Here is a 24,667-nt window from a genome sequence, read left to right as displayed (position 1 = left end):
AGATAGCGCGCCAGATCGCCGGTGCGGTACAGCCGGTCGCCGTCCACAAAGGGACTGGCGATGAACCGCTCCGCGGTCAGCTCGGGCCGGTTCAGATAACCGCGCGCCACCCCCGCCCCGCCGACGTAGAGCTCCCCGACCGCGCCAAACGAAACCGGCGCACCATGACCGTCCAGCAGATAGACCACCGAATTCCGGATTGGTCGTCCCAGTGGCACCCGTTGCTGGCCATCGAAGCCAGCAGGCACCGGGTAGCAGAGACTGAAGGTGGTGTTCTCGGTCGGGCCGTAGCCATTTGAGATTCGCAGCGTCGGATGTCGCTTCTGACATGCTCTGATGGAACTGGCTGAGACCTCTTCGCCCCCGACCAGCAGTTGCTGCAGCCCACTGGTGCTCCGCCCCTCCCCGACATAGACGTCGAACAACCGCGCAGTCATCCAAGCGATAGTGATGCCTTGGTCTTGGATGATCCGGGCCAGCGTTGCCGTCGAGAGATAGCGTTCAGGATAGAGCACAACACTGGCGCCGTTCGCCAAGGCTCCCCAGACTTCGAACGTGGTCGCATCGAATGTCGGCGAGGAAGCGTTGAGAAAAACGTCCTGCGGCGAGATCTCGACGAAATCGTTCTCCGCCACCAGACGCACCACTCCGCGATGCTCGACCATGACCCCCTTGGGGGTGCCTGTTGATCCGGAGGTGTAGATCACATAGGCGAGATGGCGTGAGGTGAGGCCAAGCGCGCGCGGGTCCGGATCCGACGCCGGCAGGTTTGCCCACGCCGGCATGGCCGTCTCCAGATCCACCACGCTCACATCGGCCAGCGCGTCGGCGCCCAGCGCGGATCGGCCGGCCGCATCGGCCAGCAGGAGCCGCGGCGCCGCATCGTCGAGAACCTGCCGCAGCCGCGCCGGTGGATAGGCCGGGTCCAGCGGCAGGTACGCCGCGCCCGCCTTGAGGATCGCTAAAAGCCCGACCACCATCGCCACGTTGCGCGCAACGCAGATCGCCACCGGCTGGTCCGGCCTGACCCCGAGCCCGATCAGATGATGCGCCAGGCGGTTGGCCCGCGCATTCAGCTCGCCATAGCTTAGCCGCTCCTCCTCATGGACCACCGCCACCGCGTCCGGCGCACGGCGAACCTGTGCCTCGAACAGCTCGTGGATGCACACGTCCGACGGATAGGCCGATGCCGTCCGGTTCAGCTCCTCCAGCAGATACGCCCGCTCAGCGGATGACAAGAGTTCAATCTGCCCCACCGGCTGCCGCGGATCTGCCTTCACAGCACATAGCAAATTTTGCAAATGCTGGGTCATACGGTCGATATGCTTGGGCTCCAAGCGACTTGCATCAAAGTGCCATCGAAAGCTCCCATCTAGAGCGCAAACCTCAAATGTTAACGCCTCACCGGGCAGGGCTGCCTCAGAAGTCGGGCTCGAAGCTAGGTCACCAGTGGCAGACTCGCCACTTACAGTAAGCATAACGCCAACGGGCCAGGGCCGGCGCAATCGTAACGCCTCCATACCGAGCAACGTTGGGCAGCGCGCGATAAGATCTCGCGCGAAGCTATCCTGCTCCTTCAGCTGAGCGAATTCGGCCGCCACCACCGTGCGCGCCTCTGCAAAATCATTGTCGAGATCGATGGTAATTGCCATCGGCACAACAGAAGCGACAAGCACCTCGAGCGCTTTCAAGCCCGCTCGCGATCCACGCGGCGCGGGAGTCCATCCCAATTGAAGCTCTAATTCTCCCGTGATGCGGGCTAGGTAGATCAGCCAAGCCGTTAGCAAGAATTCCGTGCGATTACTGGGAGACAGCTCAGCCAAAGCACCTGGAATTCGCCATGAACTCAACTGCCATTGAGGTGCAGCCAAAGCTACTGAAGACGACAAAAAGGAAAGCTTGGGTGTTTTGAACTGTTCAAGCCGCCGTCGCCAAAAACTCTCACGAGGCGCCAACATTTCATGCGCAACCGTTATGCTCCGCGCCTCGTCATCGCTCAGAACCGGGAGGCGGTCGCCTACATGGGAATCAGAACGCCTCGCGAGTGCCCGCGCATCCAGAGCCTTACCATCCAAGCTGCTAAGCCAAACATCAACATCCTCTGTCCCTGTCGCCACACGCCAGTGGCTGGGGTGGATCTCAACTAAAGACCCCGCAGCAAAGCCCGAGCGCCGAGCCGTCACCTCCAAGCGCCTGACGACGACAACGTCATCACCTACGAGAGCCTTGGACAACCCCAATGGATTGGTATGATACGGGCCAAAGTCTAAGGCGCGCGTCATCGCTTCCAGATCTCGTGCGGATCGATCCCAACGCAGACAGCCCGCAGCATCTGGGCGTCGACCTTTCGGGAAAAAGCTTCGGTCCGCCAGCGCTTGCGGACGAGCACTAAGCTCTCCATTTGTTAAGCCAGTTAGAAGCTCGCGGAAGCCATCGATAGCAGCCTCATAACATTTGAGATTCAGCGTCAGCGCAGTATCGCTCGTCGCAATCAACACTTGGCGTTGGACGACCAGCTCACCAGTATCAACACCGTGATCGATACGATGCCATGTGATGCCATGTTCGGTCTCTCGGGCAAGAAGCGCCCAAGACGTCGCATGAGTTCCGGCATATCGCGGCAACGGACCGTCGTGGTAATTGAAAGCGCCTCTACGCGCTTTCCCAAACACATCTGCTGGCAATATGAACGGATTGGCAACGGAAAATATCCACTCGACTGGCTCGGCGTTGAGCAGCGCAGATAGCTCTTCAATGCTCGTCACACACAAGATATCGGCGAGAGCGGCCCAATCGCGGAATATGGCGTCGGCACACAGCGCCGCCCGGATGCCGCGGCCCATCTCCATCACTAGCTGAGCACATCTAATAGCTAGCGTACCACCACCAACAAAGATGCAAGAGCCAACCGGTGTAGCAAGTTTCATCTGAACTCTTAGACAGGGGTTACGATGAAGGCCGTAACGGATCACCCCGCATTTCAAGCAATCGACATACCAACGACGTACTGCGAGCGTTTCCTGAAGAAATAACGCGCGCCTCGCTCGGAATGCCGCCGTCGGACTTGGGACATCGACGTCCTGAACCAGACACAGCTCAGCACAACAATACGAACGTCATTGGACGACGATCACCGCATGGGCGTCCGCAAAGTCGTCGGAAGTTCTGCAACAGCCGCCGTCATCACCGCGCGTACAGCAGAATTTCCTTGGCGCTCACGTTAAGTAACGGACGCGCCAATGACCTTCCGCGAGCTCATTCTGAAGAAAACAATTCGCTTCTCGCCGGGCTGCCAGAATTTTGCCGTCACGCCGTCGGGCTTGGGAATTAACGCCTTGAACCGAACAGAGCTCAACACAACAGCACGCGCCGTCAACAGCGACGACCACTCAAGATCGGGCGCCCGTGCCTTGCCCGAATTGCCTTTGCGAGCCAAATGCTCGCCGCTGCTTTCTCCAGGTGGTCTGCTCGTCGAGTGAGAGAGGGTCCTGCGGCAGGGATTCCGCTCGATGTTGCAAAGTTCGCCACGCATCGCGTTTTCGCAGATTGGCCGGGGGTCGGCACGAAGTAGCGTTTTCGCTTAATGCCCGCTGACGTCTGTGGCACGGCCCTTGCTCGTGAGGCGACGAAAGCGACGAAGAACGGGTCCACGGCGAATGTCGCAACCACAACTGACTCCTGATCTCTCACATCGGCGCATGCTGTTGACCCTTGGGTGCAGCGGCTTGGATGTAACTTGCGTGATCGAGGCACTCAGTCGCGACTGTGTCATTTTGATTCGTAATGTCTCACCGAGCGAGGCGGACGGCCTCGCACATCAAATTGCCGGTGAACTGGGATTGCAAAAAAAGCTAGAGCTGGAGGCCGGCTTTTCCGATTTTCTTGGTCACCGACGGCGGATCACCAAATACTTCATGAGCGTTAATTCCCGAGATGATTATCAGTTTGTCACCCCGCATTCCGAAGGAGATAGAATATCTAATATGCAGTTGTCGTGCTTTTATTGTTTCGAGAATAGTAAAGACGGAGGAGAAACAATCCTATTGAACATCGACGACACAAGTGAGGCATGGGGACTTTTACGAGAAAAAACGACAAAAATATTACCTGGATCAAAACCATTGTCTCGGGGCATGATCACTCGTGCAAAAGCACTTTATCGTCTGAGCTCGCCGGATGACTATTTGGTACCAGATGACCAAATAGTAGCCGAGGTGAAATCCGAGATCCCGGGCCTTTTGCTGGCGATTGTTATGGCAAGGCCGAAAAGAAGCTTTTCCCTTCTCCTAGGGCGCGATGTGAATGTCCTTTGGGATAACATTGGTAGTGTTGACCAAAGCTGTCTTCACTTTTTCGTTCGGATGTTGCAGGAGCGCGAACTTCTCAAGTTCCCGCCGGACGGTTTTGAGTTCCACCAACTGGACCCCGTTAATGCAGGACGGAGCTGGTGTTCAGGCGCCGATTACGAGAAACTTTTTTGTGACGAGATTATTCTCAAGCTAAAACCAGGGGACCTTGTCATTCTGAACAACCTAACTTGGGCGCATGCGGTGAACAATTGGACATCGGCACCGGGCACTCGAAGGATAGCCGTGGCATTGGCCTAGCGTAGTCCCCACTTTTCCTGAAAGTTGAGTCTTGCTTCAAGGGTGCATAAGCAGCATCCCTGAGCGACAGCGATTAGCCTGACGAAGGAGTGACCTGCTCATCCAGCGGCAGTTAGAGTCTCGGGGGTTTTGTAGCGAGACCGAACTTTGGACCACCCAGAACTAGAGTTTTGCGCCTCTGTCACGTTGGCGGGCTGGTTGCGCCGACGTGGTTGTGCAGCAAAATCGGCGGTCGATTGCCGATCGCGCCGTGGGGCCGTTCTAGGCGCATCTGCGCATCGGCTGCTACCGCTATCGACATAGTCTCGTGTGCTTTCGCCGCAGCGATAAGATGAGCGGCGCCTTCTACACCCAGTCGCCACCACTTTTTGAATCCAGCTCGATCAGTACATCCACCAAATAGCCAAGCAGTCGCGAAGATTGACCCGGCTTTCCTTCATGGCCTGTTCTAGGCCCAGTTCTACCCTGGGATGCTGATAAGTTAGGATGGCTTCAGACTGGCGAATGTTGCGTCCAGCGATCAGAAAGTTGATATGCGGCTCAAGTCCGTCTTCCAGATCGGCCTGGTGTTTGGTCAGTAGCGCCTGTATCGATGGCAATACGGTGAAGCTAAGGCGCGAACGCGCCTTGAACAGTCCCCAGATTATAGCGGCCCAATCCCATGAGCTGCGCCGCGCATCCGTAACAGTGCATCATCCCGCAAAACCTTACGGCACGTCGCAAGATTCGGGTGAGGGACTCGGAAACGTTCTGAGAGAAGCCGGTCTATACGGGCATTGACTTTCTCCTGATCCATAGAAGCCAGTACCGCCAAACGCCCGCCCGCGTCCGCGGGGAGTTTAGCTCCCATTTCCTTAGGGAGATCTTTGGCGAGCGGCCAATCGCCTGCGACTTCGACACGCAAGTTCCTCGCGACCCCATCAAGGTCTGCGCTGGTGACAAGTAGATAGCGAACATTCGGATCTAAGAGACGTTCCTTGGCGGGCTTCCGTTCGGTCCCGTGAGCGAGAAGTCGCGAGAGCTCTTCATGTTTCCATGGGCCTGTATTTCGTAATTTACATTGGATGACCAGCCGATACGCATCCAGTGCGACTTCTTCGGTCATTGCCCCCGGAGCATTTTCAATTCGGCTTCCAGATCCTCCTCGCTTGCCGGTTCAAGAACAACGTTGCGCGCGACCTTCTTGGCCAGAACCAGATCCAGCGCGGTCAGGATCGAAACATCCAGCTGATCGAAGTAACCATCGAGAGAGGTGCCGCCGCTGGAAAAGGCAGGCTTTCCCGAGTCCGAGCCAGATGCGCCGTCAGTCACTTCCGGCTCCGCTTTGAACGAAGGAGTCTGCATATAACTGCTCTATCCTTGAAACTTCTTCCGGAGTGAGTTCAGCGAACTCATTGTCTCTCGCCCGCTTCGACAGCTTGCCATCATTCTGCCGAAGGAAGCCAAAGAGATTATTGAGCGTGCGCTCGGGCATATCGATCATGTTCTCGATGCCGGCCCGGAAGCCGTCGAAACTTCGGAGGAAGTTGGTCTCATTGGGAAGATCCTGCTCGATCGTCTGACGGACGCACTCGTATAAGAACTCCGCATGCGGGGTTGCGTCGAAGAACCGATAGAAATCGCCCGTGTCGTTCAAGACCTTCACATTGCCCTTCTGCGTAGCCTCCCATTGGACGCAAGGAAGCAGCCTGCCGGAATAGCTCTCCAGCACGCCCTTATATTCGGTGATCCTGTCCAGGATGGCTGACGACACCGGGAAATGCAGCCCCGGCGGATTGAAGCCACGCCGGGCAAGCACATGGTGCATCAGGTAACGATGAATTCGCCCGTTACCGTCCTCAAACGGATGGATATAGACAAACCCGAACGCCAGCACTGCTGCGGCGACAACAGGATCGAGATCGTTCTCCGCGCTGTGGTCGAACGCGATCAGGCCCGCCATAAGCGAGGGAATATCCTCGTGCCGCGCGCTGATGTGATCGGGAATGGGCCGCTGAGTGTCGCGGTCATGCTCCCCAACGAAACCGCCCTCCTTGCGAAAGCCCATCTTCACGAAACGTTCGTCACCGATGACGATGCCCTGCAAGCGCAGGAATTCCTGCTCGTCGAGCGGCGCCCGGCCCGCTTCGCCGGTGGCGCGGCCCCAGCGCTGAATGCGGTCCTGCGGTGGCCGCTCTCCCTCAATCACGTAACTGGACTTTGAATCCTTCAGCAGAAGGAACGCCGCCGTGCGTGCGAGCAAGTCCTTGGGCACTTCGCTGATGACAGCGCGCGCGCGCGCATTCCAATCCTGCGCAATGAACTCATTCAGCGCGGGCGTCTTGAATACGAGGGGACAGAATTCCGGCGTGCCGGGAAGATTGTTGCGGACGCGGTGCCGGGCGGAGTTCTGACCTGTCCCTGCAAACTGAAGGTCGGTATCGACAGCGTCCACATAGGAGACCTTATCCGCGGAGGGCAGCTGCAACTCGCGGCCAAGCAGCCACTCGTATAAAAACCAGATGCGGCGCGAGTAGAGGCCGGTCGGCTTCTGGCGCACGAGTTCGGCGATGTCATCTTCCGTCACGGCGAGGAAAAGCCGCTTCAGGACGGCAAGGTCCAGCCCCTCGTACTTGAGGGCGAAGGTCAGGTGTCCCTCAAGAGAAGCCTCGGGCGCATGACGAGGCGTGTAGATGCGCCAGCCATCCTGCTCGATAACGCGGTGCTTGGAACCGATGGCGCACAGAATCCGGGGGACCGGAACGGGCAGTCTATAAGCGTCGATAAGCGCCGCATACCCGGCGGGGCCGGCCGCTTCTGGCAGCCGCCGGTCGTGAAAAATGCTCACCGGTCCTGAAAATTGTGCGCCCAAGCGACATCCTCTGAAAAAAGCTCTCCGACTCCTGAATTTCGTTCACAAGAGGGCTCGAGAACCGAGTTTTGATTGTAACTCATGAAAAACGATCTCTCAATCTAACTTTTGTGAAAACAATTCACCGGGTCAAAGGTGACGAATAACTACCATTTTACCATGGTCTAGCAGAGCGTTAGTCATGCGAGCGCCGTCGTCATGCCCCAGCTCACGCCCCGTCATGCGCTTCCTCAATAGTGAAGTGGAACCGCACCCGGCTCCAGGCATTGCGCTGCGCGTCCATGAACCTGCGGCGCTCCTGCCGCTGGATCGCGAACAGGTCGCGCCAGTCGGCGCGGGTCGCATCGCGAAAGCGCTTGCGCTGTTCTGTCACGAGCCGGTCGCGGTCGGTGCGGAGCCCGTCCCGCTCGCCCTTGTGCTTTGCGCTGAGCCGCTCGCTTTCCCGGACGCGTCCGTCGCTGCGGCGGCGCGCGCGCTCCATCCGCCAGCGCTGGAATTCAGCCGCCTTCTCGCTGCTCATGTCCTTCACGAATTCGCCGTTGCGGCGGCGCTCATTGTTCTCCACGCGCTGCTCGCACCTGATCTGCCCCTGCCTGCGCTCGAACGCTTCCGCCCACGCGGAGAGTTCAGGTGATCCATCTTGAGAGGCGCGGCAATGCCGGTCTCCGGATTGACGCGGTTGACGATGACATGGATGTGCGGGTGCGGCTCGTCGTTATGCCCGACAAGGAGCGCTTCATGCCCCTCAAGCCCGAGCGCCTTCAGCGTCTCTCGCGCAGCTTCGATCATATCCTCCTGGGAAGGATCTTCGCCGGGGGGCCCAGGACAGGCTGTAGCAATAGACAGGGTCCGCGAGCTTCCTGCCCCTTGTGCTGCCGCCGACCCGCGCCTTGATTTCGGACTGGTGCATAGCGGTGTAGGCCATGAGGCGTATCGCCTTCCGGGTCGCGCGTCGGGAGATTGACGGTGTAGGTGAAGGCGACGCGCTCGCTGGTTTCCGCCTTTTTGTCGTGCAGGTAATACATCCCTGCGCCCATGAAACTGCGGCCCTTGCCGGCGACCTTAGGCACCATCTGCGATCCCAGCACGATGGCTTCGACGAGGGCCGCCGCCCTTGTCAGCTCCGGGGGAATCAGGCCTGTTGCGTGAGCTTATGGACGGCCTGGTTGAGGTTGATGCCGATGCGGCGGAGCTGGTCGTAGACGGCGGGATCGAGGGTCCGCGTCTTCTTCACGACGACGGTCCCTTTGAGCAGCATGCGGCGGGTATAGTCCTAAACGCACATATTCGCCTGCTGTGCGACCTGCCGGATGTGAAGGTACTCGGCAGGGCGGAGGCGGCCGCGCAGCATCTCGCTGAGCTGGTCGTCGCGGCCTTTGCGCGGCCGGGCCATGATTTCGCTCCCTCGCGGGCGCCTCTTCATCGGGCGCTTGGGGCTGGCAATGACGAGCCGTCACCACGCCGTGACGGACATTCCGTGGTTCAGCGGCGGAACGCTGACAAGAATTTCAAGGATGCGCTCGTCGGTGTCCCGGTCCTCAACGATGGTCACGTCGCGGTGCTGAAGATTTCGGACTTCGTCCGGACGAAGCCCGATATTCGCCATGAACAGCACGAAGTCGTGCACCTGTTCGGCGCTCCATTTGTCCTTTGGTGCGTATTGAACGAACCCGCTACGCGGGAGTGGGGGCAAGCCTGCTGAACTGAGGTGTCCTGTCTGAGAGGATGTTGGTCTTCGCACCACCCCTCTCAAGACAGGAGACCCAGATGGCTACGATGAGCCCTCTTCGGCAGCGCATGATCGAGGACATGACGGTCCGCAATCTGTCGCCGTCGACTCAACAATCCTATATCTATGCGATCGCAAAGTTTAGCCGCCATTTCGGCTACGCCCCGGACCGGTTGAGTTTCGAGCAGGTCCGCGCCTACCAACTGCATCTCATCGGTCAAAAGCGTTCGTGGTCCCACATCAATCAGGTGGCCTGCGCGCTGCGGTTCTTCTACGGCGTCACACTCGGGCAGACGGAGGCATTCGAGCGGATCATCGGTGGCCAGAAGCCCGACAAGCTCCCGCTCGTGCTTAGTGCCGAAGAGATCGAGCGCTTCCTGGACGCGGTTACAGGGGTGCGCAATCGCGTCGTGCTGGCGACGGCTTATGCGGCTGGCTTACGGGTTAGTGAAGTCGTCCGCCTGAAGGTGAGCTCGATCGACAGCAAGCGAATGTTGATCCACATCGAGAACGGCAAGGGCGGCAGGGATCGTTACGCGATGCTTTCTCCGCGACTGCTGGAGATTCTACGTACGTACTGGATGCGAGCCCGACCGGGACTGTGGCTATTTCCAGGCCAAGACCCAAGTGAACATGTCAGCGTCCGCTGCGTCCAGGCGGCCTGCCGCGCCGCCCGCCGCCGCGCTCGGCTTGCCAAGCCGATTACTGTCCATACGCTCCGGCACTCGTTTGCGACCCATCTCCTGGAAAGCGGGATCGACATTCGCATCATTCAAGTTCTGCTCGGACATGCCGACCTGGGATCGACCGCGCGCTACGCTCAGGTTGCGACCAATCTGCTCGCCCGCACGACCAGCCCATTCGATGGACTCTCCGTTAGGGTGATCCCACCCAACTGAGCTGCGCATATGCGCCCCGTGCTCGAGGTGGCGGACATCCTCCGCCGCCACGGCGGCGCGTTCCGTGCCGCGCAGGGTCCTCGGCTGTCCTCCGATCAGCGCCGTGTGATGGCGGCCATCGAGGCGTGTCGCACAGCGACGCTCGGCGGCCACGTCGAGCGGTGCGACGACTGCGGCCTGGTCCGCGTCGCCTATAACAGCTGTCGCGATCGGCACTGTCCAAAGTGCCAAGCGCTCGCGCGCGCCCAATGGCTCGCCGAGCGCCAGGCCGACCTGCTGCCGGTCCCCTATTTCCATGTCGTCTTCACCGTGCCGGCGCCGGTGGCCGCCATCGCGCTGCAGAACAAGACGGTGGTCTACGACATCCTGCTCAAGGCAGCAGCCGAGACGATCCGTCTCATCAGCGCCGACCCGAAGCATCTCGGTGCCGAGACCGGGATGATCGCCATTCTCCATACCTGGGGCCAGACCCTAACGCATCATCCGCATGCCCATTGCCTCGTGCCAGGCGGGGGGATCGCCCCTGATGGAAGCTGGGTTCATTGTCGCCCCGGCTTCTTCCTTCCCGTTCGCGTCCTGTCACGATTGTATCGTCGGCTGTTCCTGGAGCGCCTGCAGGCGGCGTTCAATGGCACCAAGCTCCAGTTCTTCGGCCATCTCGCGCACCTCGTCGAGCCAGCGGCATTCGCCCGCCATCTAAACGCCCTCCGCAAGGTCGAGTGGGTCGTCTACGCCAAGCGTCCCTTCGGCGGACCAGAACAGGTTCTGGCCTATCTCGGGCGCTACACCCATCGCGTTGCGATCGCCAACGGCCGGCTCCTTACCTGTGACGAGGGCCACGTCCGCTTCCGGTGGAAGGATTATCGCGCTGGCAACAAATCCAAAGTGATGACGCTCGACACTGAGGAGTTCCTTCGTCGCTTTCTGCTCCACATATTGCCGAAGGGGTTTCGCCGCATCCGTCATTTTGGTTTCCTGGCGAACGCCTGCCGCGCCGCCAAACTCGCGCGCATCCGAGCGGCGCTTGAGGCGCCGCAGCCACCTCCGCCTGCCGAAGCTGTCAACTATCGTGAGCGCTGCGCCATCCTCCTTGGTCACCGCCTCGACTTATGCCCCATCTGCGGAGGCCGCATGGTCGAGATTGGGCCTGTGCCGCGTGCGCCAGCGCAGCGACGCGCAGCACCTCGCTGCGACACATCATGACCGACGACCTCGATTTGTTCGCTCCCACTGCACACGCTGCCCTGCCGACGTTCTCCGTCGGAACGATCAAGCACGCTCACAACGCCCGGCGAACGGGCGATAGTCAGCCGCCTGGGCTTGACGCGCCGTTCGACGCTATCGACGGCGGCATCCTTTGCTGCCAACATCAGCGACAATCTGCGGCCACACTCGCTCGCGGGCCCGACATCGGGTCAATCGCGCCTACCGGCGCCTAGATCGAGCCCCCATAGGTCCGCGCTCACAAGACGCGGCTTCGTTCAATCCAGCTTCAAATAGGTCCCGCGCTGGACTTGCGGCGAGATCTGCGACGCGGGACCTATTTGAACCCTCCAGTATTCCGACGACGCGACCACCCGCTACGACGGATTGTGACCACCCATTCCGATCGATCGCGACCAGTGTGATGGTGCCGTCAGGTGCATTTTCTGATCTCAGTGTTTTGGCTCGACGTCAAGCGCGGCGGAGGCCGTTCCCGTGGGTCGACAGGAGGGACCCGCGCGCGCTGCGGAGTGCCCCTACGGCTGACGCAGCAGCGCGCGCGGGAGGTCCCTGGCGACCCACGGGGGCGGCCGGTGGGCTGGCGATGTGCTTCATTTTTTTGCTCCCGTGGGCGGCTTGCCGTTGGCTGGCGGTGTGGCCTCGGCCGGCGCCAGCCGCTCCTCGTCGGCTTTGAGCTTGCGCATAGACGGGCCGTCGAGCTCGATCCGATAAGCGTTGTGGACAATACGATCCAGCACGGCGTCGCCGACAGTGGGCTCGCCAATAACCTCGTGCCAAGTTGCCACAGGGAGTTGGCTGGTGATGAGGATGGAGCCGCGGCCATGACGTTCCTCGACGATCTCCATGAGATCGCGCCGCTGGCTGGCTGAGAGGCGGTCGGGTCCCCAATCGTCCAATACAAGCAAATCGACCTTGACCAGCATCCGGAACAGTCGCGGGAAGCGGCCGTCGCCGTGAGCGAGATCGAGATCAGCGAACAGGCGCGGCACGCGCGCGTAGTGGACCGTATAGCCGTCGCGGCAAGCCTTCTGCGCTAGCGCGCAGGATAACCACGACTTGCCGATTCCGCACGGGCCGGTGACCAGCAGGCCGCGGTGCTCGGCTATCCAGCGGCAGGTGGCCAACTGCTGGAACAGCGCCTTGTCGAGCCGGCGCGGCGTGCGGTAGTCGACGTCCTCGATCGCGGCTTGGCTGTGCCGCAGCCGGGCGGCGCGTAGTCGGGCCTGGAAGCGACGGGTGCTGCGATAGGCGACCTCGCGGTCGAGCAGCAGAGCCAGCCATTTGGCGTGCGCGAGATTGCGAGCCTCCTCTTGCACCTCGAGCTCGGTGAAGGCTTGCGCCATGCCGTCGAGCTTGAGCGCTCTGAGCTGGTCTAGAGTGGGATGTGAGAGCATCAGTCGTCATCTCCTCAATGGAAGTAGGTCGGGCCACGGATGTTGTCGTGCTCTATCGCTGGCCCGTCCGTGGGCGTTGCGGGCTGCTGGCGATCGAGATTGTTCTTGAGGATCGAGTTGACTGAACTGTAGGAGCGCGCGCCGATCTCGAGCGCGCGGCCGCACGCAGCCTCGAGCCGCTCGTGGCCATATGTCTTGGCAAGCCGCAGGATGCCGACACAGGCGCGGAAGCCTTGCTCGGGATGCGTGCGCTCCCGCAGGATAGTCGCGATCAGTGCCGACGTGCGGCGGCCGATCTCGGCGGCGCTCCGCCGGAGGCGCTCTGGCGTCCAGTCGGCATAGCGCCGGTGGCTCGACGGCATGTGCTCGCGGACCGTCGTATGCTTGCGGTCGGAGGAAGAGCGCACATGGGCGGCAACGCGTTTGCCGCAGTGGAAGACTTCGATCGTGCGCGCCGTGATGCGCGCCCAAACCTTCTCGCGCAGCAATTGGTGCGGCACCGAGTAGTAGTGCTTCTCGATCTCGACGTGGTAGTCGAGCCCGACCCTGCATTCCTTCCATTCGGCAAAGACGTAAGGCTCGGCTGGCAGTGGCTTGAGTGCCGCGCGCTCGATCTCGTCGAACAACGCGCGGCGGCTCGCGCCGAGATGGCGCGACACGCGGTTATTGAGCTGCGCGACAAGCTCGGCGATGGCCACGTTCAATGCGGAGAGTGAGAAGAACTGCCGGTTGCGCAGCTTCGCGACGATGAATCGAGTCGCGATTTGGACCGCAACTTCTACCTTAGCTTTGTCGCGGGCCCGATACGGCCGCGCCGGGACAATGGCGGTGTTGTAGTGAGCCGCCATCTCGGCATAGGTGCGATTGATCGCCGGCTCATAGAAGCAAGCCTTGGTGACGCCCGAGCGCAGATTGTCGCTCACCACCACTGCGGTAACCCCACCGATGAACGCAAAGGCGCGCGTGTGCGAGCCGATCCAGTCGGACAGGCCCTGCGTCCAGGTAGCCTCCGCATATGTGTAGCTTGTCGCGCCGAGCGAGGCGACGAACAGCTGGGCTATCAGCACCTCGCCGGTCGAACCATCCATCACCTCAAGCGTCGTACCGGCGTAGTCAACGAACATGCGCTCGCCAGCGACGTGGCTCTGTCGCATAGTCGGCGACAGCCGCGCCGCCCAGGCGCCATAGAGCTCACAGTAGCGGCTGTACCCGTAACCGTCCGGATAGGCCGCGCGATGCTCCTCCCACAGTAGCTGCAGCGTCACCCCTGGCCGGCGAAGCTCGCGGTGGACCGCCGCCCAGTCTGGCTGCGGTCGACGATTCTTTGCCCCGACCGTTGGAGGTCGGTAGAGCCGGGCCTCCAGCGCCTCGTCCGTCAGGCCTTCCGGTACCGGCCAGCTGAGGCCGGCGCGCCGTGCCCGCCGGATGCACTCCCCAGCGGCCGTCGCACTCACCCCTAGGCTGGCAGCGATCTTGCGTTTGGACATGCCGGCGGCGGACAGTCGCAGCACGTCGCGGATTTTGCGCATGGGTAATCTCGGTCCTGGCATCTGCCCCCGCTCCTCGTGGAAAGGAGCGAAGCCATGCCGATTCGCAGATCACCCAACGGCGCCCGTCACACCCGTCCACAGGCTGGTCGCGATCGCCCCGAATGGGTGGTCGCGATCAATCGGAACGCCTGGTCGCAATCAATCGGTACAGCCGGTCGTGATCAATCGGAACGCCCGGTCGCGATCGCTCGGTACGCGCATCCTTTGGACGGGCGGTCTTCGCGTACTCGCGCGTCGCGGTATATAGCTGCTTGTATTCGTCGGGGCTGAAGCACGGACGATGGACGATCTTGCCTGCGTTTTATAGGGCGGAGACAGGTCGGGCAGGAAAGCGAGCCAATTGTGCCGAACGAATGTCTTGAGCGCGACGCGCAGCGTCACGATCTCGTCATGCAGTGTGCTGCGGGTCGGAGGCTTGCCGTGCCTCGTAAGCTGCGAGGCGCGATGGACGCGATACTCTTGAACCTGCCGGGGGTAATTTCCGAAATGCCGAGCTTAAGAACGGACGCAGATGAAGGCGCAGGCGATCTTTGTGCCCGCGGGTCCAGCGCGCGCTGCGCTGTCCTTCGGTGATGATCTCGTATTCTTTCTCGAACTGATCGGCGACCTGGTCGAAGGTCTTTTCCGTTTTGAGGAGTCCGGCGCGGGCCTTGCCGCGCAATCCAAAATACCAGTCTTCGGCTTGGCGGGCTCCAGATCCTGCACCTGTGCTCTTGCGATATTGCTTGCCATCGATCGAGGCCGAGCACTGCCAGTATCGGCCGTCTCCGCGCCGATAAACCTGAATCAGTCCTCCCAATAGCTCGTGGCTCGCCACTTTCGCCTCCTGAAGCTCATTATAGCAGGACGGAGGGAACTGGTCGAACTGTGTGCTAGCGATGTGTTAGCCGGCTTCTGACAAAAAAGAAGGGTTGGTTTTTGGCCAATGCTTTGTTTTTCTTGGTAGATTTGGTTGCGGGGAGGCGCAACACCCGACTATTGCGATTGATCGAACAAGAGATTCCTAAGCTTGCTGCATGAGTGGACCCTGACAGGGCCCCCTATTGAGAACTAAGCGTTATCAATGGCTTATTGGTCGTGACCTGCCACTGCATTTTCATCCAGCGGCAGTTAGAGTCTTGAGGTTTTGTACGCCAAGTGGCGCGGATGGAGCAACGGACGATCGGCGGAGCTGGTCGGGGTTGCGCAGCCGATCGTCCGTTGCGGTGAGGTGGGCGGCGTAGGCCGCGGGGGTCAGGTATTTCAGCGACGAGTGGGGACGCTGGAGATTGTAGTCGGCGACCCAGTTGGCGATCTTGGCGCGGGCGTCATCGAGATCGAAGAACAGGGTCTCGTTGAGTAGCTCATCGCGCATCCGGCCATTGAAACTCTCGACGAAGCCGTTCTGCATCGGCTTTCCCGGCGCAATGAAGTGCCAATCGATGCCTGCGTCCTTGCACCAAGCGAGCATGGCGTTGCAGGTGAATTCGGTGCCATGGTCGGACACGATCATTCCTGGCTTGCCGCGTCGCTGGACGATTGCCGTCAGTTCGCGGGCCACGCGCCGCCCCGAGATCGACGTCTCCGGAATGGCGCCCAGGCATTCCTTGGTGACGTCGTCGACGATGTTGAGGATGCGGAAGCGTCGGCCATTGGCGAACTGGTCGTGGACGAAGTCCAGCGACCAGCGCGCGTTCGGCCTCGCCTCGACCAGGATCGGGGCACGGGTCCCCACGGCCTTGCGGCGAGCCCGCCGTTTGCGGACGGTGAGCCCTTCCTCGCGGTAAAGCCGATAGATCCGGTTGATCCCCGATGGCTCGCCCTCCCGCCGCAGCAAGACGAACAACCGGCGATAGCCGAAACGCCGCCGCTCGTTGGCGAGATCGCGCAATCGGCCACGCAGAACTGCGTCCGGCGGGCGGCTGGAGCGATAGCGGATCATCTTCCGATCCGCCCCCATAATCGAGCAGGCCCGCCGTTCCGACAGGCTCATGACGGCCTGCAGATGCGCGATCGCAGCGCGCTTGGCGGCGGGCCCTACCATTTTTTTGAAAGGAGCTCGCGAAGTGCGGCCGCATCGAGCATCTGCTCGGCCAGAAGCTTCTTCAGCTTCCCGTTCTCCTCTTCCAAGGCCCTCAGCCGCTTCGCTTCGGAAACGTCCATGCCGCCGAATTTGGCCTTCCAATTGTAGATCGTCGCCTCGGAAACACCGTGCTTGCGAGCCAGGTCGGCTGTCTTCGCCCCAGCCTCATGCTCCTTCAATACCGCGATAATCTGCTCTTCCGTGAACCTTGCTCGCTTCATCTGTCCGTCCTTCTTCGGGCCGGACTCTAACTCCTTCTGGAGGAAATACGCAGTGGCAGGTCAGTCTCTCGCCGGTATTTTCAGGCCGCAAATGGACATTCATAGCACGATCACGATGGCTGAAGCTGAAGAGCTGAGCGCGCGTGGGCAGGCGCGACCTCAGCCCGCTGACCGGGGCAAGCCAAGCGTATCGCGCAGGGGCGTGCCGTCGTACTCGGTGCGGAACAGACCGCGATGTTGCAGCTCCGGCACGAGGCCGTGGACCGGCTCGTCCAGACCGCCCGGAAGATATGGCACCTGCAACATGAAGCTGTCGCAGGCGCGCGCCTCGAACCATTCCTGCATGCGATCGACCACTGTACCCGGCGTACCGGCGAAGCCGCTGGTGGTTCTCCCCGCGCCATAGCACTGTCCGAGTTCGGCAAGGCTCAGACCTGAGCCCGCGTCAATTTGGACACCTCGCGGTAGTGCCCTTCGACACCCAGGCATGTCGAGACACATCTCTTAATGCCCTTTCCGAAAGAACTGTTGAGCGTTCCCTCGCATGATCCGGTCTATCAGGCGGCGAGTATCTTCAAGCGCAATCCAACCTTCGGCAACCAATTGCGAGAGTGCCTGCGCGATTCCACGGCGCGCCACCAGCGCATGGCCATAAATTGGCTCGACAGCGACATAGTCGCCACCGAAGGTGAAAATCTTGTTGGACGGGACCGCCATCAGAAACTCCTTCAGAAAGCGAACGCCTGCCACCGGATTGATGATCCATGCCCAGCACATGTCGATCGCGGCGTTAGGGTAATGTTTGGCCAGCGCGATAAACTCGTGCTCGTATGGATAGCCGATATGCATCAGGACGAATCGGGTTTCCGGAAAGTCCTGCAACAGACGGCAGACGTCTGCGGCATTGCTGTGGGTGCGAGCGAGTTGCATCACGCCATAGCCGGCCAAAACGCCGGTGTGCAGCTTGACCGGCAGGCCGCACTCGCCGGCTTTGTCGACGCAATAGCGGAACAGATAATCTTGCAGCGCCTTGAGGTCCTCAGGGCCGAGGGCATGTAATGCACCGACCCTGTCGGCGTGGTGGGGAAATAGCCTTGACGCATGCGCCTTGGTGACCGGCTCGAAATTGAGAGCGCGCGAATAGGCAATTTGCGATTTTACGGCCACGGCTTTGGCGCCATATGTTGCGAAATAGAAGTCGATGACGTCGAGCCACTCATCGAGCGTCGCGGGGCGCCTGCCTGTCTCAGCCTCCACCCACGCAAAGTCGGCAGCACTGCAACGGCACAGTTGAAGGATGCTTATATCGTGATCGAGCAGCCCCGGCTGTTCGGTCTCCATGAAGATGCGCTGTAGCGAATTGACATGGCAGCCCTCGATGTTCGCGAGGCCAAGAATGCGGGCATAAAAGCCGGGCTGAACGGTTTCACGGTACTTCTCGGCGATGCGGGGCAGGCTCTCGGCCGTCAAATCGTCTTCACCGTAAACGCCGCGAAACGTATGGCGCAGGGCCTGAGCATAGCCGGTGTGGCGGATGCGCTCCCAATAGGGAGCGATCAGCCGATACTTTTCCTGGCTCGCAAGATCCGGCCCGAGAAACCTGCGCAAGTCGGCCGCCGGGAGGCCGGCAACCACCAGATCCTCGGCCGCATAGGACCTGAATAAATACGCCCAGTCGTTGCACGGCAATGTTCGTGGATGGATCACTCCGGCAAGGCGCTGACTTTCCTCAATCAGATGTTCGTGGGTGTCCACAAACGGCGTTTCCTCGACCCATTGTGCGATTTGTCGATCGGAGTCCGTCATTGCCTCCCAGCCAATCGCAACTCTACTCATTTTGGGCTCCATTTTAGGTAGCGGTCGCTTGGGTCTGCATTCGCGATCGCCGCTGGCGTTGGACCATGCTGTACGTCTGGCCTGCTGGCGGCACCGTCAAGACCGCTGCCTGGCAAGTTCAATTGTTGACGACATCACTAGGATGGGCAACGCGCTCCTTAAGAGCCTCGGTCATTGGAAAGTTGAGGTTGATGTTCTTTGGCGGGATCGCAGCCATGAACCATTTGTCATAGATCTTCGTGAACTCGCCGGAAGCCATAAGCTTAGAGAGAACATCGTCGACCATTTTTTTGAAGTCGAGATCATCCTTCGAGAACATCAGACCATAATAATAGATCGTGCCGTAGTTGGCTTTCAGGAAGGTGAGGTCAGCGGGGTTCGAATAATCCGCCTTCATACCGGCCAAGAGAATGTCCGCTTCCACCCACGCCGCTGCACGCCCGGTGGTCAGCAGTAGGAGGGATTCAGCATGGTCTTTGGCTTGCGCGATGGTAAGGTTGAGGACCTCATCCTGCGAAATGCCTTTGGCGATGCCGAGCGCGTCAGAACCCTGTGTGACAACGATAGTCTTTCCCTTCAAGTCCCTCGGCGCCTTGAGCCCGCTCGATACCTTTGTGAGCCAAGCCGTTTGGCTGGCGAAGGTTGAAACGCTGAAGGAGACCTGTTCCAGACGCTGCTTGCTGCTGGCAGTGCCGCCGCACTCGATATCGATCGTACCGTTCTGGATCAGCGGGATACGATTGGACGAATTGACCGGTGTGAGCCTTGTCTGAAGGTCTGGAGTGCCGAGATCGGCTTTCAGCCGATCGACGACGTGCGCGCACAGGTCCAGGGAAAAACCAACAGGCTGCTGGTCACCGCCCAGATATGAAAAGGGTATCGAGGCTTCGCGATAGCCAATGGTGATTGTCTTCTTCGATTTGATGTTGTCGAGCGTTGGACCGGCATGGGCTGTGGGGACCGAAAGCATGGTGATCGCAGTCGCGGAAAGCATTGCAAAGAATTTGGACATTGAGAGTTCTCTTTTCGGGTGAGACGCACCTAGTGAATGATCTGGTTGAGGAAGGCTTTCGCACGTTCCGTGTTCGGTGCGCGGAAGAAGGTGCTGGGATCGCCCTCTTCCACGATTGAGCCGCGATCCATGAAGACCACGCGGTCCGCGACTTCGCGCGCAAAACCCATTTCGTGCGTGACGCAGACCATCGTCATTCCGTCCTGCGCGAGCTCAACCATGGTGTCGAGCACCTCCTTGACCATTTCCGGGTCGAGGGCGGAGGTCGGCTCGTCAAACAGCATGATCTTTGGCTGCATGCACAGGGCGCGAGCTATCGCGACACGCTGCTGCTGGCCGCCCGACAATTGGGCGGGATACTTCTTGGCCTGATCCTGGATGCGAACTTTCCTCAGCAACACCATCGCCCGATCACGTGCTTCAGGCTGAGCAAGACCCCTGACTTTCATCGGGGCCAACATGCAATTTTCGACTACCGAGAGATGCGGAAACAGGTTGAAGCTCTGAAAAACCATGCCCACTTCGCAGCGGACGCTGTTGATATCGCCAATCCGATCTGTCAGCTCGATCCCGTCGACGACTATGCGGCCGGAATCGTGCTTTTCGATATGATTGATGCAACGGATCAGGGTCGACTTCCCCGAACCCGATGGCCCGCAGAGCACGATCTTTTCTCCTTTTGCGACGTTGAGATTGATGTCGCTCAGGGCATTGAAGCTGCCGAACCGTTTGACGAGACGCTCGACGACAACCATCGGAAACCGGTCGGCTGGGCTAACTGCGCGCTCTTGCTGCATACTGGTCTCCAGGTTGTAGCCCCTAAGAAGGACGGGCCATCGATTGACTATCGGTGGGCGCCCGCGATCGCGTACTTCTTGCGGAGTGAGGCGACGAATTGGGACGCAGCGGAGCTTATGATGAGATAAACAACGGCCACTGCGAGGTACATCTCGACGAGGCGACCATTGAGCTGTGCGAGCTTCGAGGCCGCACCAAGCAGATCGGTGAGCGACAGGACGTAAACGAGGGACGTATCCTGAAACAGAATGATGGTCTGGCTCAGTATGATGGGGCTGGCGATCCGAAACACCTGCGGCAGGACGATGTGGCGATATGTATCGAATGTAGACAGGGCGAGCGCCTGGCAGGCCTCGAATTGTCCCTTGTTCACTGCGCGCAACCCGACGCGAATGATTTCCGAATAGTAAGCGGCCTCGAACAAGCCGAACGTAATGAACGCCGTATAGGTGGCGCCGACTGGAATCGGACGACCATTGCCTGACAGGCGCCCCAGAACGACGGGCACCAAGAAGAAGAACCAAAACAGGACGAGAATGAGCGGAATCGATCGCATCAGTGCGACGTAGCTACGGACCAGCGGACTCAGAATGCGGAGCTCAAAGTGCTGCACGAGGGCGAGGAGCGTTCCAAGAAACATCCCAACCAGGAAGGCGGCTGCCGTCAATGAGAGCGAGAACAGCAATCCTGACCATAGATAGGGCCATGCCTGCGCGATAATCGAGAGATCGAGGCTGTTCATTTCACGACCTCCATACTGCCAGGCAGGGAGCTTTCCAGCTCCACAGCGTCAAAATCTGACCTGACGGCTTCCTTGCCCGGTGCGGTACAGGGAATGCGCACCGCCCTGTCGATGAGCATCATCGTCTGGTAGGCGATCAGAGCCAAAGCAAGATAGATGAGTGTGGCGGCACCGAATGCAGTGAAGGTTTGGAACGTAGCGTCGCTGATTTGGCGCGCCTGAGCGGTCAGCTCCATCAAGCCGATGGTCAGGGCAACGGACGTGTTCTTGTAGATGCCCATCACCTCGCTTGTCAGGCTTGGCACGATCAGGCGCAGAGCCTGCGGCAGGATGATATGGCGATAGGTCAGATATCCGCTCAGGCCAAGTGCGGCAGCCGCTTCGGCTTGTCCCTTGGGCAAGGCTTCGATACCTGCGCGAACCTGTTCTGCGATGCGAGCCGCGGTGTACAGGCTCAGACACCACAAGGCTGGAAAGAAAGATCCCCAGGGCGGAGGAATTTGCTTGATCCAGTCGCCCATCGCGCTCGGAAGAAGCTCGGGCAGGACGAAGTACCAGAGAAACATCTGCACGAGAACGGGGATGTTCCGGAAGATCTCCACGTAGAACCGAGCTAATGCCCCGAAGAAGGGGTTCCGCACGGTTCGACCTATGCCGACGACGATTCCGACCGCGAATGCTATCCACCAACCGAAGAAGGCAAGCGCCAACGTCCAACCGAGGCCCGAAAGAAGCCAGTCGATGTACCGCTGGCCATCCATCGTATTTTCAAGAAGAACTCCGAACATCGCGAGCCTCACGATTGCGGGTGTTTTTCTCAAACCGCTCCCATGCCAAACCCTAAGCGGCCCTGAATGACTTTTTTGACTGGCGTCCACGGATGAGATGCACCAGACGATCTACATCGTCGACCGTGTTGAACATGCCGAACGACACGCGAATGCCGTCGCGTTCGGGAGAAACACGCACGCCATTCTCTTCGAAGTAGCTGAGCCATTCTGTTGCGGGCAGTCCAACGACGTAGATGTGAGGCGAGCGATGCTGCCGCTGACGTGGACCAACGAGACTGAGGTCGAGTTCGTCGAGTTGGGCGATGAGATGATCGCCCAGATCGAAGCAATGGTTCTGAATGTTGTTCACGCCGACTTGCTCGATCATGTCGAGCGAGGCTCCGAGCGCGTGAATTGCAGGAAGGTTGAAGTTTCCTAGTTCGAAACGTCGCGCGGTGGGAGACGGCGCCAAGCGATCGGGGCGAGCGATGAAGTCGTGAGGGCTCTCCGCCAGACTGGCGGCGGCAAGATAGGCAGGCTCCAGCTCCTCCAGCGCCCTATCCCAATAGAGCAATCCGAGACCTTGAGGGACGAGCAGCCCTTTGTGACTACCGGAGCCAACGAAGCTTGCCTGAATGGCTTTCGCGTCGATCGGAACGACCCCGATCGCCTGCATGACGTCGACGACGAAATACAGCTTCTTATCCGCGCAAAGAGCTCCGATGCTCTCGATGTCGAAGCGATGTCCGGCGTGGAAGGTGACGTGCGACAGCGAGATCGCGCGAGTCTTCTCGTCGATGTGGGGAAGGAACGTGTCCGCGTTTACGACATCCGTCATCGGAAGGAAGTCGATCTGGACGCCCTTCTTTTTCAAATTGAGGAAGGCATAGGCGTTATTTGGATGATCTCCGTGGATCATCAAGACATTATCGCCAGCTCGCAGAGGCAACGCATTCGCTGCGATGTTCATGCTCTCCGATGTGTTCTTCGTGAAGGCAATTTCGTCGGCCGACACCCCAAGGAAACGGGCGACTTTGGCACGCGTTTGCTCAACCCGATCGAGCCATACGCTTTTCGGCCCGGCCGTCTCCAAGCCTTCACGAAGGAAGGCTTCGATCGCCGCCATTACAGGACGCGCCAGCGGGGTCTGAAAGCCGGAGTCGAGGTAAACCACCCTTTCGGCTGCTGGGAACTCCTTGCGCACAGTTTCTACGTCGTAATGACGAGACATTCCCATCCCCTTTTTGGACACCTCACCCCGCACCGGTCGAATTCGGGGCCCAGCCGCAGGCCCAACACACGGTGCGCTGCACGAACTCTAATCACGAGACGACAACGCCAACGATATGGGCAAAGGGCGACGACGTCCAAGCTTATTTTCCAGATTTCAGTAGTATTCATTCCGAAAATTGATAATTTGACTTATAAGGGAGAGTTGCATGACAGAACAAGAAAGAGCGGCTGGACCGCTCGACCGGGCATTCGCCATTGTCGGTTACGTCGCTAATCAGACGAAGGCCGTCTCGGTCGCGGAGATCGCGAACGCCCTTTCGTTGCCCGTTCCGACAGCCCATCGGCTTGTCGGAAATTTGGAAGAACGCGGCCTCCTTCAGAAGGCTCTGGGATCGAAGCGCTACGTGGTGGGCAATCAGCTGGTCATGCTGTCCGCCAAAGTCATCGGCGCGGCTTTTCGCACGGCGCGGCGACATGCCGTGCTCCGCGCGGTTGCCGGCGAGATTGGTGAACAGTGCGAGATCGGCGTCGTACGCGACAACGTCGTCGCTTACGTCGATAGCGTACGCGTGTCCCAACCACAGGGGCTTCAATTCAATCCCGGCGAGGCCGCGCCACTTCACTGCACCTCGACTGGAAAAATCTACATGAGCCGGTTACCCGGGAGAGCACGTGAGAAGTTATGCCGTTCGCTCGCTTTGACATCGTACACCGATAACACCATCGTGGATTGCGACACCCTCTTGAAGCTTCTCGAGGAGACCCGCCGTCGCGGTTGGGCCAAGACAAACGAGGAATACGTGAAAGGCGTTGTCGGCTGCGCTGTTCCCATCGTTTCCCCGGACCGAGAGCTGATCGCCTGCCTTGGCGTATCGGTGCCTGTGGCGCGAGTCAGCTTTGCGGAGCTTGATCGCTTCATTCCGCCGCTTCAAAGAGCGGCCGCGCTCCTGTCGCAAACCATTCTTCAGACGGACAGTGAAGACGATACACTTGAGGATACTTGATGATCCTCGGCGCCAGCCTTCTAGGCAGGAGAGAGAGCGTGATCGGCTGAGAACGTATCACCATCGATGTGAACGACTATCTCGTCGATTTCGCCAGTCGCCTTCCCTATTCTGAGTGAAGTCGCCGGCTGCTTCAGGTCTGAAGCGAAGGAGGCGCTGAAGCAGCGCATGCAAATGGAATAGCCTGCTCAAGAAAACAGCCGGACACAAGCAGCTCGCGAGAGCCGCCGGGCGATTGCCGCGTCCCAGCACCGAAGCTTGCTTTCGCAGCGCTCGTTGGTTGCGGGGAGAGGCGCAACACCCGATTATTGCGATTGATCGAGCGGGCCGTTCCGCGATTAGCGGCTTAGGTCGACGAGCGCTCTCCGAGGGCGCGCGTCAAGCCAGTTCGTGCAGAAGCCGGAGCGGAAAGAGAATCGAAATGCCAGGGACTTGCGAGGCTGACGTTCGTAGCTCCACGTTCGGGCGCGTCAAATCTCTATCTTGTACAATAGGGTATTACGCCCTTATCGAAACTTCAGCTTCGCCTTCCTGCAACTCTTTAAGACTGCAGCCATTGAAATGGCCCGAAAAAGAACGAGGGCCGAGGGCCCTCGCAGTTTGGGAGAATGGGACATATGCAGCTTCCAGACGCCGTCATGACATCGTCGGCATGACGAATTCGGCACCGGCTCGTATTCCGGTTGGCCAGCGGCTGGTCACCGTCTTCATTCGCGTATTGAAGCGAACGCCTTC

The 24,667-nt window shown here is 59.7% G+C and carries 22 protein-coding genes and 1 pseudogene; 6 read left to right on the top strand and 17 right to left on the bottom strand.

Translation table 11 applies throughout. The features are described from left to right. Positions 1-2,927 (bottom strand): amino acid adenylation domain-containing protein (locus GGD63_RS39370; RefSeq protein ID WP_183250569.1); only part of this gene is annotated, 2,927 nt, incomplete at its 3' end. A gap of 312 nt (positions 2,928-3,239) precedes the next feature. On the opposite strand from GGD63_RS39370, the gene GGD63_RS39365 reads away from it, so the two are divergent. Together GGD63_RS39365 and GGD63_RS39360 are read left to right on the top strand one after the other, a co-directional pair. Beyond that, positions 3,240-3,479 (top strand): hypothetical protein, encoded by a 240-nt coding sequence (locus GGD63_RS39365; protein ID WP_183250568.1) that lies wholly within the window; start codon positions 3,240-3,242, stop codon positions 3,477-3,479. A 261-nt stretch (positions 3,480-3,740) separates the two neighbouring features. Next, the gene (locus GGD63_RS39360) at positions 3,741-4,607 is read left to right on the top strand and encodes a hypothetical protein (protein WP_183250567.1); all 867 of its coding nucleotides are present in this window, start codon (positions 3,741-3,743) and stop codon (positions 4,605-4,607) included. A gap of 1,101 nt (positions 4,608-5,708) precedes the next feature. Here the strand turns inward: GGD63_RS39360 and GGD63_RS39355 are convergent. The 4 genes from GGD63_RS39355 to GGD63_RS39340 all read right to left on the bottom strand — a co-directional run bounded on the left by GGD63_RS39355 (position 5,709) and on the right by GGD63_RS39340 (position 8,298). Then, on the bottom strand, positions 5,709-5,918 hold the full coding sequence (locus GGD63_RS39355; RefSeq protein ID WP_183250566.1) for a hypothetical protein: 210 nt from the start codon (positions 5,916-5,918) through the stop codon (positions 5,709-5,711). Further along, complete coding sequence (locus GGD63_RS39350) at positions 5,911-7,458, bottom strand: Fic family protein (RefSeq protein WP_246785832.1); 1,548 nt, start codon at positions 7,456-7,458, stop codon at positions 5,911-5,913. Before GGD63_RS39350 ends, GGD63_RS39355 begins: the two co-directional genes overlap by 8 nt. 208 nt (positions 7,459-7,666) lie before the next feature. Further along, entirely contained in the window at positions 7,667-7,978 is a 312-nt protein-coding gene (locus tag GGD63_RS39345) for a hypothetical protein (RefSeq protein WP_183250565.1), read from the bottom strand. 5 nt (positions 7,979-7,983) lie between these two features. Further along, a complete protein-coding gene (locus GGD63_RS39340) occupies positions 7,984-8,298 on the bottom strand; it encodes a relaxase/mobilization nuclease domain-containing protein (protein WP_312013526.1) in 315 nt (104 codons plus the stop codon). Positions 8,299-8,599: 301 nt separating this feature from the next. Here GGD63_RS39340 and GGD63_RS39335 point away from each other — a divergent pair, with 301 nt between their 5' ends. The 3 genes from GGD63_RS39335 to GGD63_RS39325 all read left to right on the top strand — a co-directional run bounded on the left by GGD63_RS39335 (position 8,600) and on the right by GGD63_RS39325 (position 11,289). Beyond that, positions 8,600-9,160, top strand: coding sequence for a hypothetical protein (locus GGD63_RS39335; protein ID WP_183250563.1), 561 nt, complete (start codon positions 8,600-8,602; stop codon positions 9,158-9,160). Positions 9,161-9,225: 65 nt separating this feature from the next. After that, positions 9,226-10,086, top strand: coding sequence for a site-specific integrase (locus GGD63_RS39330; protein WP_162500198.1), 861 nt, complete (start codon positions 9,226-9,228; stop codon positions 10,084-10,086). Between the two features lie 9 nt (positions 10,087-10,095). Next, complete coding sequence (locus GGD63_RS39325) at positions 10,096-11,289, top strand: IS91 family transposase (RefSeq protein ID WP_183250562.1); 1,194 nt, start codon at positions 10,096-10,098, stop codon at positions 11,287-11,289. A 611-nt stretch (positions 11,290-11,900) separates the two neighbouring features. Here GGD63_RS39325 and istB read toward each other — a convergent pair. From istB to GGD63_RS39270, 11 genes are all read right to left on the bottom strand, one after another. Beyond that, the gene (istB, locus tag GGD63_RS39320; RefSeq protein ID WP_183250561.1) at positions 11,901-12,704 is read right to left on the bottom strand and encodes an IS21-like element helper ATPase IstB; all 804 of its coding nucleotides are present in this window, start codon (positions 12,702-12,704) and stop codon (positions 11,901-11,903) included. Positions 12,705-12,718: 14 nt separating this feature from the next. Continuing rightward, positions 12,719-14,233: an IS21 family transposase gene (istA, locus tag GGD63_RS39315; protein WP_183250560.1), complete on the bottom strand. Its 1,515-nt coding sequence runs from the start codon at positions 14,231-14,233 to the stop codon at positions 12,719-12,721. Positions 14,234-14,642: 409 nt separating this feature from the next. Then, complete coding sequence (locus GGD63_RS39310; RefSeq protein WP_183250559.1) at positions 14,643-15,071, bottom strand: hypothetical protein; 429 nt, start codon at positions 15,069-15,071, stop codon at positions 14,643-14,645. 279 nt (positions 15,072-15,350) lie between these two features. Next, positions 15,351-16,537, bottom strand: a protein-coding gene (locus GGD63_RS39305; protein ID WP_183250558.1) for an IS3 family transposase whose coding sequence is annotated in 2 segments (ribosomal slippage) — positions 15,351-16,285 and positions 16,285-16,537 — 1,188 coding nt in all. Because the reading frame shifts where the segments join, the coding sequence is not laid out codon by codon here. A 159-nt stretch (positions 16,538-16,696) separates the two neighbouring features. After that, the gene (locus tag GGD63_RS40490) at positions 16,697-16,882 is read right to left on the bottom strand and encodes a hypothetical protein (protein ID WP_246785831.1); all 186 of its coding nucleotides are present in this window, start codon (positions 16,880-16,882) and stop codon (positions 16,697-16,699) included. 159 nt (positions 16,883-17,041) lie between these two features. Continuing rightward, positions 17,042-18,373, bottom strand: coding sequence for an amidohydrolase family protein (locus GGD63_RS39295; protein ID WP_210316154.1), 1,332 nt, complete (start codon positions 18,371-18,373; stop codon positions 17,042-17,044). Positions 18,374-18,491: 118 nt separating this feature from the next. After that, positions 18,492-19,385 carry an amino acid ABC transporter substrate-binding protein gene (locus GGD63_RS39290; RefSeq protein ID WP_183250556.1) on the bottom strand — a complete coding sequence of 298 codons (894 nt, stop codon included), beginning with the start codon at positions 19,383-19,385 and terminating at the stop codon, positions 18,492-18,494. Positions 19,386-19,414: 29 nt separating this feature from the next. Continuing rightward, the gene (locus tag GGD63_RS39285) at positions 19,415-20,182 is read right to left on the bottom strand and encodes an amino acid ABC transporter ATP-binding protein (protein WP_283812029.1); all 768 of its coding nucleotides are present in this window, start codon (positions 20,180-20,182) and stop codon (positions 19,415-19,417) included. 47 nt (positions 20,183-20,229) lie between these two features. Further along, the gene (locus tag GGD63_RS39280; protein ID WP_183250555.1) at positions 20,230-20,925 is read right to left on the bottom strand and encodes an amino acid ABC transporter permease; all 696 of its coding nucleotides are present in this window, start codon (positions 20,923-20,925) and stop codon (positions 20,230-20,232) included. Then, complete coding sequence (locus GGD63_RS39275; RefSeq protein WP_183250554.1) at positions 20,922-21,713, bottom strand: amino acid ABC transporter permease; 792 nt, start codon at positions 21,711-21,713, stop codon at positions 20,922-20,924. The genes GGD63_RS39280 and GGD63_RS39275 overlap by 4 nt, the downstream gene beginning before the upstream one ends. Before the next feature lie 52 nt (positions 21,714-21,765). Beyond that, positions 21,766-22,926: an aminotransferase class V-fold PLP-dependent enzyme gene (locus GGD63_RS39270; protein ID WP_183250553.1), complete on the bottom strand. Its 1,161-nt coding sequence runs from the start codon at positions 22,924-22,926 to the stop codon at positions 21,766-21,768. 208 nt (positions 22,927-23,134) lie between these two features. Here GGD63_RS39270 and GGD63_RS39265 point away from each other — a divergent pair, with 208 nt between their 5' ends. After that, positions 23,135-23,932, top strand: coding sequence for an IclR family transcriptional regulator (locus tag GGD63_RS39265; RefSeq protein ID WP_183250552.1), 798 nt, complete (start codon positions 23,135-23,137; stop codon positions 23,930-23,932). 636 nt (positions 23,933-24,568) lie between these two features. Here the strand turns inward: GGD63_RS39265 and GGD63_RS40485 are convergent. After that, positions 24,569-24,667 (bottom strand): annotated as a pseudogene (locus tag GGD63_RS40485) (methylmalonate-semialdehyde dehydrogenase (CoA acylating)); the annotation flags it as partial.

It is taken from the genome of Bradyrhizobium sp. cir1 (assembly GCF_014198245.1).
GTDB lineage: Bacteria > Pseudomonadota > Alphaproteobacteria > Rhizobiales > Xanthobacteraceae > Bradyrhizobium.
The sequence above is the reverse complement of the archived record's forward strand: the minus strand, read 5'-3'. Positions and strand labels throughout refer to the sequence as shown.